Source organism: Micromonospora costi, from assembly GCF_003626655.1.
GTDB lineage: Bacteria > Actinomycetota > Actinomycetes > Mycobacteriales > Micromonosporaceae > Micromonospora > Micromonospora costi.
The window spans coordinates 528,648-540,926 of sequence record NZ_RBAN01000001.1; the positions used below are offsets into that span (position 1 = coordinate 528,648).

The 12,279-nt window shown below is 74.0% G+C and carries 10 protein-coding genes; 7 read left to right on the top strand and 3 right to left on the bottom strand.

Translation table 11 applies throughout. The features are described from left to right. The first annotated feature begins 128 nt into the window (after nt 1-128). Nucleotides 129-1,676: an alkaline phosphatase D family protein gene (locus D7193_RS02390; RefSeq protein ID WP_120777727.1), complete on the top strand. Its 1,548-nt coding sequence runs from the start codon at nt 129-131 to the stop codon at nt 1,674-1,676. A 78-nt stretch (nt 1,677-1,754) separates the two neighbouring features. Continuing rightward, on the top strand, nt 1,755-2,042 hold the full coding sequence (locus D7193_RS02395) for a DUF1905 domain-containing protein (protein ID WP_120777728.1): 288 nt from the start codon (nt 1,755-1,757) through the stop codon (nt 2,040-2,042). 31 nt (nt 2,043-2,073) lie between these two features. Here the strand turns inward: D7193_RS02395 and D7193_RS02400 are convergent, their stop codons facing one another. Then, nucleotides 2,074-2,835 (bottom strand): DinB family protein, encoded by a 762-nt coding sequence (locus D7193_RS02400; RefSeq protein WP_120777729.1) that lies wholly within the window; start codon nt 2,833-2,835, stop codon nt 2,074-2,076. A 130-nt stretch (nt 2,836-2,965) separates the two neighbouring features. Next, the gene (locus tag D7193_RS02405; RefSeq protein WP_147434315.1) at nt 2,966-3,292 is read right to left on the bottom strand and encodes a hypothetical protein; all 327 of its coding nucleotides are present in this window, start codon (nt 3,290-3,292) and stop codon (nt 2,966-2,968) included. 199 nt (nt 3,293-3,491) lie between these two features. On the opposite strand from D7193_RS02405, the gene D7193_RS02410 reads away from it, so the two are divergent. The 3 genes from D7193_RS02410 to D7193_RS02420 all read left to right on the top strand — a co-directional run bounded on the left by D7193_RS02410 (nt 3,492) and on the right by D7193_RS02420 (nt 6,229). Next, nucleotides 3,492-4,442 carry an RNA polymerase sigma factor gene (locus tag D7193_RS02410; RefSeq protein ID WP_120777731.1) on the top strand — a complete coding sequence of 317 codons (951 nt, stop codon included), beginning with the start codon at nt 3,492-3,494 and terminating at the stop codon, nt 4,440-4,442. Nucleotides 4,443-4,554: 112 nt separating this feature from the next. Beyond that, nucleotides 4,555-5,436 carry an alpha/beta fold hydrolase gene (locus D7193_RS02415; RefSeq protein ID WP_120777732.1) on the top strand — a complete coding sequence of 294 codons (882 nt, stop codon included), beginning with the start codon at nt 4,555-4,557 and terminating at the stop codon, nt 5,434-5,436. A gap of 190 nt (nt 5,437-5,626) precedes the next feature. Then, on the top strand, nt 5,627-6,229 hold the full coding sequence (locus tag D7193_RS02420; protein WP_120779194.1) for a dihydrofolate reductase family protein: 603 nt from the start codon (nt 5,627-5,629) through the stop codon (nt 6,227-6,229). An 81-nt stretch (nt 6,230-6,310) separates the two neighbouring features. Here D7193_RS02420 and D7193_RS02425 read toward each other — a convergent pair whose 3' ends face one another. Then, nucleotides 6,311-6,877 (bottom strand): cysteine hydrolase family protein, encoded by a 567-nt coding sequence (locus D7193_RS02425; protein ID WP_120777733.1) that lies wholly within the window; start codon nt 6,875-6,877, stop codon nt 6,311-6,313. Between the two features lie 190 nt (nt 6,878-7,067). Here D7193_RS02425 and D7193_RS02430 point away from each other — a divergent pair, with 190 nt between their 5' ends. Both D7193_RS02430 and D7193_RS02435 read left to right on the top strand, forming a co-directional pair. Continuing rightward, entirely contained in the window at nt 7,068-9,329 is a 2,262-nt protein-coding gene (locus D7193_RS02430; protein ID WP_120777734.1) for a catalase, read from the top strand. 423 nt (nt 9,330-9,752) lie between these two features. Further along, nucleotides 9,753-12,197, top strand: a complete 2,445-nt coding sequence (locus D7193_RS02435) for a CehA/McbA family metallohydrolase (protein WP_120777735.1) — start codon at nt 9,753-9,755, stop codon at nt 12,195-12,197. Nucleotides 12,198-12,279: the final 82 nt, after the last annotated feature.

The window sequence follows — 12,279 nt, forward strand, 5'->3', positions numbered from 1 at the left end:
CCGGACCCCACGGGGGGCAGATGTGCGCGCGCACGTACGCCGACGGCCTCCGTACGGCCACCCGACGGCAACCTCGGTCCCAAGAATCAGAGGTGATCTTGAATAGACCCTCCTGAAGGGACCGTCGCATGCCCACTTTCCATCGACGCGCATTCCTCGGGCTCACGGGTGCGGCCGGAGCGGGTTTCGCGGCCGCCGTCGCCGGTTTCTCCTCGGCGCCGGCCTGGGCCGACCCCTCCTTCGCGGACAACCCGTTCACCCTCGGGGTCGCCTCCGGGGACCCCCTCCCGGACGGCGTCGTCCTGTGGACGCGCCTCGCGCCGGACCCGCTCGCCGTGGACGGGCTCGGCGGCATGCCGCAGCGGCGCGTCACCGTGAGCTGGCAGGTCGCCGAGGACGAGCGTTTCCGCCGGGTCGTCCGCGCCGGGGCGGAGCACGCCATGCCGGAGCTCGGCCACTCGGTGCACGCCGAGGTCCACGGGCTCCGGCCCGACCGCGAGTACTACTACCGGTTCCGCGTGGGCAACCAGCTCAGCCCGGTCGGGCGGACCCGCACGGCGCCCGCGTACGACGCGAACCGTCGGCAGCTCGCCTTCGGCTTCGTCTCCTGCCAGAACCTGCCGGCCGGCTACTTCACGGCGTACCGGCACCTCGCCGAGGAGGACCTCGACCTGGTCCTGCACCTGGGCGACTACATCTACGAGGGGCCGGCCGCCGGCACGATCGGCCGCGCGCACCTGCCCGCCGCCGAGATCTTCTCGCTGACCGACTACCGGATCCGGCACGCCCAGTACAAGACCGACCCGGACCTCCAGCTCGCGCACTCCCGGTTCGCCTGGGCGGTCACCTGGGACGACCACGAGGTCGAGAACAACTACGCCGACGGCACCTCGGAGGACGCGGCGCAGTCGCCGGAGAGCTTCCTCCTGCGCCGGGCGGGCGCCTACCAGGCGTACTACGAGCACATGCCGCTGCGCCGCATGAGCATCCCGCACGGCCCGGACATGCGGCTGTACCGCCGGCTCCGATACGGCAACCTCGCCGAGTTCAACATCCTCGACGGCCGCCAGTACCGCTCGGACCAGGTGCCCACCGGCATGGACGACCCGTCCCGCACGATGCTCGGCGGCGCCCAGGAGCAGTGGCTGCTCGACGGGCTGTCCGCCTCCCGGGCCCGGTGGAACGTGCTCGGCAACCAGACGGTGATCGCGGAGGCCGACCGGGACCCGGGCCCCGGCAAGACGTTGTCCGACGACAACTGGAGCGGCTACCCGGCCGCCCGGCAGCGCCTCTTCGACGGTGTGGTCCAGCGCGGCGTCGAGAACATGGTCGTCGTGACCGGTGACGCCCACTGCAGCATGGTCGCCGACCTCAAGCAGAACTTCGACGACCAGTCGTCGCGTACGGTCGGCGTCGAGTTCCTCGGCACCTCGATCACGTCCGGCGGCGACGGGGCCGACATGGACGGGCGCGGCACCGAGTGGCTCGCCAGCAACCCGCACATGCGCTTCTACAACGCCAAGCGCGGCTACGTCCGCTGCCAGCTCGACCACCGGCAGTGGCGTACCGACTACCGCGTCGTGCCGTTCGTCACCGAGCAGGGCGCGCCGGTCTCCACCCGCGCCAGCTTCGTGGTGGAGAGTGGCCGGCCCGGCGTCCAGGTGGACACCCAGTAGGACGGGCCGGGCCCGGACCGCCGCGTCGCCGGCGGTCCGGGCCCGCGTGTCGGGGCCATCGACTCCTATGCTGGGGCGGTGGAACTGGCGTTCAGCGGCGACCTGTGGTTCTGGAGAGGACCGGCGCCGTGGCACTTCGTCACCGTGCCGGCCGACGAATGCCGCGAGCTGGAGGCGAGCAGCGCGCTGGTGAGCTACGGCTGGGGCATGATCCCGGTCACCGCCCGGATCGGCGCGACGGCCTGGAAGACCTCGCTGTGGCCGAAGGACGGCCGCTACATCGTGCCGGTGCGGGCGTCGGTGCGGAAGGCCGAAGGGCTGGAGGTCGGTGACCCGGTGACGGTGCGACTGACCGTCGACGTCTGACTCGCCCGCGCGCGTTCTCGGCGGCCGCCGCTCACCGCGCTTCCAGCCGCGCGAGGTCGCGCAGCGCGTAGCGGCGGTGGGCGACGTGCTCCTCCCAGACCACCCGGAGGCACTCGCCGACCAGTTGCGTCTCCTCGCCCCAGGCGGGATCCAGCGTCGCCGTCCGCGTCTCGGTCAGGATCTCGTCGGTGACGGACCCGACCACCCGGCCCACCTGCGCCCGGCGGTCGTCGTACGCGGCCAGCACCTCGGCGTACGAGGGTCGGGCGTCGACCGCGATGCCGAACGTCGCCGCGATCTCGGCGGAACAGTCGGTGGACGGCAGGCCGAGCCGGTGGTGGGCCGCCGGCTCGTCGAGGATCATCCGGCCCACCCACGAGTCGATGGCGAAAACCAGGTGGCGCAGCGTCTCCACGAAGGACCACTCCCCGTCGACCCGCTCGTGGCGGGTGCCCTCGGGCAGCCGCTCGGCGCGGGCGACGGCCTCGGACCACAGGCGCTCGACGGTGGCCCACATCGCGCGGTGGTCGTCCGCCGTGCGGACGGCCCGCAGCTGCACCCGCTCGGGGTGGCGCCGGTCGAGCTCGGCCGCCACGAACGCGGTGACGTCGACGTCGTCGACGAGCACCCGACCGGTCGCCTCCCCCTGCCGGGAGACGCGCAGGTCGTCGACGTGCGACCCGACGACGCGGACGCCCGACAGGTCGCACTCACGGAAGGTGGCCCCGCTGAGGTCGGCGAGGTGGAACGTGGCGCCGCGGAAGGCGTCGGTGCGCGCGTACTCCGTGCTCATCCCTCGATGATGCCGGTGGGGTACGACGGTCCGGGCCGGCGCGGGCGGCCAGAGGCGTCGGGTGCGCTGTCGGGCCGCCGGTACGGCACCGCCGGCGGGCGGAGGAAGCTTCCCCCGCCCGCCGCCGGGCTCAGAAGGCGCGGTAGCTGGCGTACCGTCCCGCCTCGTAGGTCCGCAGGGTGCCGGTGCTGACCGCGTACCCGGTGCAGTCCGTGCCGGGATAGAGGACGACGTTCGTGAAGCCGCTCCACCCGACGTGGCCGGCGGCAGTCGGGGGCAGCGGGGTGCACTCGCCGGTCGGGGCGTCGACGTGCGCCACCTCGCTGGCGAAGCCGCTGCTGTAGAAGGTGAGACCGGACGGCTGGGCCGAGGCGGGCGACGCCGCGACGCCGAGCCCGACGGCCGTCATCGCGGAGACGGCCAGGGCGGCGCCGATCCTCGCTCCCGTACGTCGCATGTGGACCTCCCGTGTATCGATGGAAACCTCTGCGATCGTCGCCCCCTTTAGTTGCGGTCGCAAGTACTTCTGGTCGTCGCGGGACGAGAGGAAGAACACAGCCGGCGAGGCTGGCCGCCGGGGCAGGATCGTGCGGGCGTCGCGAGCAGCCGATCGGCCGCCTGAACGGACAGAAGCGAAGGAAACGGGTACAACCACCATGCGCCTCGCCGAAGACGAGACCGAACTCGTCCACCTCGCCCAGGCCGGCGACGCGGCGGCGCTCGGCGTGCTGCTGACCCGGCACGAGGCCGGGATGCGGGCGGTCGCGGTCAGCCTGCTCGGCTACGGCCCGGACGCCGAGGACGCCGTGCAGGACGCGACCGTGGTGGCGCTGCGCCGCATCCGGGACGTGCGTGACCCGGCCGCCGTCGGCTCCTGGCTGCGGGCGATCGTCCGCAACACCTGCCGGATGGCGCTACGCGCGCCCCGGCCGGTGCCGGTGGCCGAGCCGGAGTGGTTGACCCCGCCCTCCGGCGCCCCGACGCCCGAGGAGGCGCTGGAGGGCACCGCGCTGCGCGACTGGGTGCGGCACGCCGTCGACGGGCTCTCCGAGCCCGACCGCCTGGTCACCCTGTTGCGCTACTTCAGCGACGCCTCCTCGTACGACCAGATCGCCGTCCTGTGCGGCGTACCGGTCGGCACGGTGCGCAGCCGGCTGAACCACGCCCGCCGCAAGCTCGCCGACGGGCTGCGCGCGGCGGCCACCACCGCCCACGCCGACACCGCGGCCGCGATCGACGCGCGATGGCGCGAGGGCCGGGACGTCCTGGCCGCCGCCATGCGCGGCGAGTTCGAGCGGGTGGTACGCGACACCTGGTGGCCCGACGCCGAGATGCTCGTGCCCGCGGGCGGGCTGCGGGGCGACCGCGACTTCGCCGTCCGGGGCATGACGAGCGACCTGGCCGCCGGCGTACGCCAACGCCTGCGCAACGTGGTGGCCAGCGGCGACCTGGTGATCTGGGAGACCGACCTCGTCAACCCGGCCGACGACCCCGAGCACTGCCCGCCGGGCGCCCTCTGGTTGCAGGAGCTGCGCGACGGCCGGTTGCGCCGGTTCACCCTCTTCCACCCGACCCCGCCCCGGGGGCACCACCCGGTGGCCGCCTGAAGAACCTGCCGCGCCGAGCGAACTTCCCGGTGCGGCGGCGCATCCGGTCCTCGTATCAGCACGCCCGCCCGGGCGGCGCCCTGCCGCACGGGCCACGGATCGGGAGACAAGCATGCGTTCCACCGGCCACGACGCCGCCCTCGCACCGGGCACCCACGAGTTCGCCGTCGACGGCGTCCGGCAGGTCTACCACGTCGCCGGCACCGGCCCCGTCTGCGTGGCGCACTCCGGCGGCCCCGGAATCGAGTGGGCCTACCTGCGGACGCCGAGCCTCGAAGAGCACTTCACGATGGTGTACGTCGAGCCGGTGGGCACCGGCGCCTCCGGGCGTCTCCCCCGCCGCGACGACTACCGTCTGGACACCTACGTCCGGTTCCTCCACGCCGTGGTCGAGCACCTCGGGGTGGCGTCCGTGCACCTGCTCGGGCACTCGCACGGCGGCTTCGTCGTCCAGCGGTACGCGCTGGACCACCCCGACCGGGTAGCCGGCCTCGCCCTGTACGACACCTCGCCGGTCACGGGCGCCGAGTTCTGGGCCGAGGCGATGGCCGGGCTGGCCGCGTACCCGGAGCGGTACCCGGACCGGCCGGAGGCCGCCGCGATCCCGGCCGCCTTCGAGCGGGCCGTCACCGCCACCGACGACGACACCCTGTCCGCCGCCCTGGGCACGGCCATCCCGGTCTACTTCGCGGACTTCTGGGCCCGCCGCGACGAGTTCGCCCCGATCCAGGCCGCCGTACGGGGGTGGGCCGAGCCGGCGTCGGCGCAGGACCCCACGCCGTTCGACGTCCGCGAACGCCTGGGCGAGATCGTCGCGCCGACCGTGGTGATCGTCGGCGCGCACGACTTCATCTGCGGCGTCCGGTGGGCCGAGCAGCTGCACGACGGCATCAAGGGCTCGCACCTGGTGGTCCTGGCGGACAGCGGTCACTTCGGGCACGTCGAGCAGCCGGCGGAGTTCACCGCCGCCGTCCGGGAACTGCTCCGCGCGTGACACCCCGGCCGCGCCGCCGCCTTCCGTGGCGGCGCGGCCAACACGGGGTTGCCACTGTCGCTGCGGGCGCGATGTGCCGGCCGCGAACTTTTTCCGGCCGACGTGTCGAGCGGCCGCGTCCCGGCTTCGACCCAGGGATGAAGGCAGGCCCGGCGTACGAGCCGGGCCGGGCGAGACCGAGGAGCGGATGATGACGAGTGTCCTGGCCGGAGCGACGATGTCCCTTGACGGCTACATCGCGGACGCCTCCCACGGGGGATTCGAGTACCTCTTCCAGTGGTACGGCAGCGGCGACGTCGAGACGCCGACCGCGAACCCCGACATGACGATGCGCACGTCGGCGGCGAGCGCCCGGCACCTGCGGGAGCACACCGAGCGGACCGGCGCCCTGGTCGTCGGCCGCCGCCTGTTCGACATGACCGGCGGTTGGGGCGGCCGGCACCCGATGGATGTGCCGGTGGTCGTCGTCACCCACAGCGTCCCCGACGGCTGGCCGCGCGAGAGCGACTCGTTCGTGTTCGTCACCGACGGCATCGAGAGCGCCGTCGACCGGGCGAAGGCCCTCGCGGGCAGCAAGGACGTGGGCGTCAACGGCGGCACCATCGCGGCCCAGGTGCTCCGGGCCGGGCTGCTCGACGAGGTGCACGTCGACCTCGTCCCGGTGCTGCTCGGCGACGGAATCCCGCTCTTCGCCGAGCTGGCGGACGCCCCCGTGCAGTTGGAGGGGCCCACCCGTGTCGTGGAGGGCGTGGGCGTCACGCACCTCGCGTACCGGGTGCGTCGGGCCGGGTGAGCGTTTCCGGGGGTCGGCCCGCGCCGGGTCGGCCCCCGGCGGTCGCGGGCCGGGTCGGCCCCCGGCGGTCGCGGGCCGCGGTCAGGCCACGAGGCTCGGTGCGAACGTGACGTCGGCCGTGTCGACCGTGCCGCCGGCGCGCCCCGGAGCGCTCTGGTGTCGCCAGTAGAGGTTGGTGTGCGCGATGACCTGGGCGGGCGGCGGCGCGCCGTAGGCGCTCAGGTCCTCCGTCGTGTGCGCGTCGCCGACCAGCGTCACGTCGTAGCCGCGGACGAAGCCCCCGTGCAGGGTCGAGCGGATGCAGGCGTCGGTCTGGGCGCCCGTGACGACGAGCCGCCCCACCCCGCGCTCGGCGAGCACGGCCTCCAGGTCGGTGCCCTCGAACGAGTCGCCGTAGTTCTTGTGCACCAGCGGCTCCGACTCGTCGCGCACCAGCTCCGGCACGTACCGCCAGTCGTCGCTGCCCTGCGCGAGGTGGTCGTCCGAGTGCTGCACCCAGATCACCGGCACACCCTCCGCACGCGCCTTGGCGACCAGCGTGTCGATGTTGGCGATGACGGCGTCGCGGTCGTGGGCGCCGGCCACCACCCCGTTCTGGACGTCGATGACGAGCAGCGCGGTGTGCGGCCGGTCGGGCAGGGTGGTCATGGGATTCTCCTCGGTCCTCGTCGCGTACCCCGGTCGAGCCCCACCGTAGGCCGGCCCACCGACATCGCCGCGACCGCGACGAGCAACGGGTGCCCGACCGTGACCTGACGCACCGTTCGGTCCGTTTTGCCCGCTCGGGGCGGGGTAGGGCCTAAGGGGCCCGCTCCCAACAGCTCCCATGGAGGGACCCGTGGATTCCAGCAAGCCCGCCAAGGCGGTCAAGGACGTCGTCGAGGCCGCAGCCGGGAAGGTCGCCGACGCCCTCACGCCGGACCTGCCGGGCGCGCCCGGCAGCGCGCCACCGCCCGTCGACGAGCCGACCGCACCGCACGACCCGCTGCCGCCGAAGAAGGAGCAGGGCGCTCCGGAGCCCCGCACGCCGACCGGTGCCGAGACCGGCGTGCCGGCGACCGCGAAGGGGCAGCAGGGCGCCTTCCTCACCACCGCACAGGGGGCACGCCTGCGCGACACGGACCACTCGCTGAAGGCCGGCCCACGAGGGCCGGTCCTGCTCCAGGACCACCACCTGCGCGAGAAGATCACACACTTCGACCACGAGCGCATCCCCGAGCGCGTGGTGCACGCGCGGGGCGCCGGGGCGCACGGCGTCTTCACCGGCTACGGCACCGCGGAGAACGTCACGAGGGCCGGCTTCCTCGCGAAAGGGCGCGAGACCCCCGTCTTCGTCCGGTTCTCCACCGTGCTGGGCTCACGCGGCTCGGCCGACACGGTGCGCGACACCCGCGGCTTCGCCACGAAGTTCTACACCGACGAGGGCACCTTCGACCTGGTGGCCAACAACATCCCGGTCTTCTTCATCCAGGACGCCATCAAGTTCCCCGACATCATCCACGCCGGCAAGCCGCACCCCGACCGCGAGATCCCCCAGGCGCAGAGCGCCCACGACACCTTCTGGGACTTCGTCTCGCTGCACACCGAGGCCCAGCACCACACCATGTGGAACATGTCCGACCGGGGCATCCCGCGCTCGTACCGGATGATGGAGGGCTTCGGGGTGCACACCTTCCGGCTGGTGAACGCGGCCGGGGAGACGGCGCTGGTCAAGTTCCACTGGAAGCCGAAGCTCGGCGTGCACTCCCTCACGTGGGAGGAGGCGCAGCTGCTGGGCGGCATCGACCCGGACTTCCACCGCCGCGACCTGTACGACGCGATCGAGGCCGGTGCCTTCCCCGAGTGGGAACTCGGCCTCCAGATCTTCCCCGACACCCCGGAGGAGACCTTCGCCGGGATCGACCTGCTCGATCCCACGAAGATCGTGCCGGAGGAGCTGGCGCCCGTGCAGCCGGTCGGCCGGCTGGTCCTCAACCGGACGCCCACGAACTTCTTCGCCGAGGTCGAGCAGGTCGCCTTCCACGTGGGCCACCTGCCACCGGGGATCGACGTCACGAACGACCCGCTGTTGCAGGGCCGCCTCTTCTCGTACGTCGACACGCAGCTCACCCGGCTGGGCGGGCCGAACTACTCCCAGATCCCGGTCAACCGCCCGCACGCGCCGGTCAACGACATGCTCCGGGACGGGTTCCACCAGCACGCCGTCCACGCCGGGGTGGCGCCGTACCGGCCGAACTCGCTCGACGGCGGCAACCCCTTCCCGGCGGGCGAGGAGGACCACGCGTTCGTCGACGTGCCGGTCACGGTGGCGGAGGCGCCGAAGGTACGCGCCAACCCGGTCACCTTCGACGACCACTACAGCCAGGCCCGGTTGTTCTGGCTGAGCATGTCGCCGGTGGAGAAGGAGCACATCGTCCGGGCATACACCTTCGAGCTGGGCAAGTGCTACCACCAGGCGATCCGGGAACGCCAGCTGCGGTGCCTCGCGAACATCGACCCGGTGCTGTGCGAGCAGGTGGCCACCGGCCTGGGCCTGCCCGCGCCGGAGCCGACGGTGCCGCTCGCCGACGTCACCCCCAGCCCGGCCCTGTCCCAGGTGGGCCGGGAGTGGCCGCCCGACGGCCGGATGGTCGGCATCGTGGTGGACGCGGACGCCGACCTCGACGGCGTCGGCCAGGTGCGTCGGGCCGCGCTCGCCGCCGGCATGGTGCCGCTCGTGATCGCCCCGCACGGCGGCACGGTCGGAGACCTGCCGGTGCAGCGGACGTTCGCCACCGCGCGCTCGGTCGAGTTCGACGCGGTACTGCTGGCCTGCGCGCCGGCACCCGCACCGGACGCCCTGCCCACCCGCGACGCCAAGGCCGGCGCCCCCGGCCCGGCGAGGGTGGACCCCCGTGTGCTGCTGCTGGTCGAGGAGGCCTGGCGGCACGCCAAGGCGATCGGCGCGTGGGGCGCCGGCGTCACGGCGCTGGAGGAGGCGGGCGTCGCCGGCACGCTCGGCGTGGTCACCGGCGGGTCCGGGACCGACGCCTTCGACGGCGTGCAGCGGCTCATGGCCGCCCACCGCGTGTGGGACCGGTTCCCCGCCGCGGTCTCCTGACGCGCCACCCGGCCGAGGGGCTGCCCCGCGCGGGGCAGCCCTTCGGCCGGGCCCAGCCCGGCCCCGCGCGCGCCCAGCCCGCCCTGCCCCGCCCCGCCCCGCCCTGCCCTGCCCTGCCCCGACGCGATGATCATGAAGTTATTGCCCCGACACGCCGCGTCAAGGGGCAATAACTTCATGATCACGGGGGCGGAGGGCGGGGGGCGGGGGGCGGAGGGCGGGGGGCGGAGGGCGGGCGGGGAGGGCGGGCGCGGGCGATACCGCCTGGTAGCTCCGTTCGTTGCCGTCCGGGCTTCACCGACGGTTCACGAAACCCCCGCAATCCCCTGGCTAGCGTCGCCACCGGATGATCAACAGCCCGCCGAGGCCGCCCGCCGGGGGAACCCGCGCCGACATCGCGGGCTCGCGCGAAGTGAGGGCCGCATGGAACTAGACCGCAGACAGTTCATCGCCATCGGTGGGGCCGTCGCCGCCGCTGGGCTGCTGCCCGGCACGGCCGCCGCGGCGGACGCGGGCGAGGAGCGCAGGCCCGGACGGGGCGAGCCGGAGGGCGTGTGGCTGCCCGGCGACACCCACGTCCACGACGACCACTCGTCGGACGGTAGCGCGCCGCGCCAGCTGTCGAACCAGCGCGACCCGGGGAACCTCCCGGTGAGCGACCAGATCGGCTACGCGGAGTCGGTCGGCCTGGCGTTCCTGCCGCTGACCGACCACCGCACCTTCGACCAGCACTGGGATCCGCTGTGGCGGTCGGAGAAGCTGCTGCTGCTCACCGGCGAGGAGGCCAACGGATCGCCGCACGCCGTGGTGCTCGGCGCGGTCGACACCGTCGTGGACGGCGCGAACCCGCCCGGCTCGGCGGCGTTCCGCCACATCCAGCAGTCGATCTGGGACGCGCACGCCCAGGACGCGTTCTGGTCCGTGGCCCACCCGGACGACGGCGAGTACACGCCGGCCGGCGGCCCCAACGACAACGCCAGCGTGCAGGGCGTCGACGCGGTCGAGCTGTGGAACGCCAGCAGCAACCCGGACGTCGAGATCGAGTACGCGGAGAACCGCTGGAACCGTGGTTTCCGCTTCGGCGGGGTGGCGGCGAGCGACAGCCACTTCAAGGAGCTGCGACCGGTCAGCGCACCCGGCCGGCCCACCACCTGGGTGTTCGCCGCGGAACGTTCGACCCGCGCGATCCTCGACGCGCTGCGGGCCGGGCGTACGACCCTGTCGTTCTCCACGGACGGACCGTTCGCGACGATCGAAGCCGACGTCGACGGCGACGGGCGGTTCGAGGCGATGGGCGGCGACGAGGTGATCGTCGACGACCGCCGGCTGCCGCGGCGGGCCGCCCTGCGGGTGCGGGTCAGGGCCGCCACCGGCATGCGCGTCCTCGTCTACGCCGCCCCGGGCCGGTCGGCGGGGCCGGTCGCCACGTACGTGCCGGAGAAGGACGACCAGACCTGGCTCCTCCCGCTCACGCTGAGCGGCGACCACGCCTGGTACCGGGTGGAGGTCCGGGCGCCGGGCGAGCTTTCCGGCCGCGACGCCGACCCGAACCTCCCCGACCAGCTGCGGGCCGCGACGTCGCCGGTCTTCGTCTCGGTGCGGCGGCCGGCCGCGCCGGCGCCCGAGATCGTCCTCCCAGCGGCGAGCCGCGGCGACGACCGGGCGGACCTCGTGGTGGGCGAGCGGGGCGGCTTCGCCGGGTTCGCCGACGTCGCCGTCGAGGGCGCGGTCACCCACGTGGTCGCCGAGGTCCACGAGGACGGCCGCACGTCCGTGGTCCACCGCGGGATCGACGGGCACGGCAGGGGGAACGCAGGCAAGGCCCTGGTCCTCTCCGGGGAATCCGACACGGCGCGGGCGCCGCGCGTGGTCGCCTCCGGGGACGACGTGTGGGTGGTGTGGCAGGACGCGCGGGGGCAGGAGCAGCCCCACCGGCCGGGCATCTGGCTGCGGCACAGCCACAACGGGGGCCACAGCTTCGGCGCGGCGCAGCGGCTCGACACCGGGACGGGCCGCGCCGAGCACCCCTCCCTCGCCCTGCTCGACGGCCGGCACCCGGTGGTCGCGTGGGCCGAGAACAGCGACGGGGCGTTCGACGTCCACGTCCAGGTCGTCGGCGTCGACCGGGCTCCGGTCAACGTCTCCGCCGCCGGCAAGGTGATCGTCGCGGGCACGCCCGCCGACGCCCGCTCGCCGATCCACCCCGCCAGCCTGTTCCCGGCGGTCGCCGTCACGAAGGATCGGCGGATCCTCGTGACCTGGCAGGACAACCGGTACGACCCGGACGCGGGTTGGACCGGCCACACCCCGCCCGCCGGCCAGCCCGCCGGCGGCGGCACCAACCCCGACAACTGGGAGATCCTGGCCTCGGTGCGCCGGGCGCCCGGCCAGGGCTGGAGCGCCCCGGTCCGGGTGAGCGCCAACGACGACGCGGCCGACCGGCACCCGAGCGTGGCCGTGGAGCGCGACGGGGCGTACGTCATCGTCTGGGAGACCAAGGCGCTCTCCGCCTCCGGCGCGAACCTCTCGCTGCGCGCCAGCCGGTCCGCCGACGGCGTGTCCTGGTCGCCCGCGGAGGCCGTGGCGCTCAATCCGAACGCGATGAGCCAGCGGCCGCGGCTCGCCACCGACCCCGACGGGGTGGTCCGCGCCGTCTGGTACGACTCCCGGTCGGCCGACTGGCGGTGGAAGGTCTTCACCGCCCGCCGGGTGGGGTCGGGCTGGACGCCCGCGCTCCAGCTGAGCGCCACCGGCAACAACACCTGGCCGGCGCTCGACAAGGGAACTGTCGTCTTCACGAGCGACCGGCGTGCGGAGCGCACCCAGCGCGACCGTACGCAGGAGGTCTACCTGGTCCGGCAGCCCTGACCCGGGTGGGTGGGGCGGCCGGCGAGGGACCGCCCCACCCGCCCGCCCTCCGGCGCGTGCCGGCGTGGCCGGCCGCCGGGAG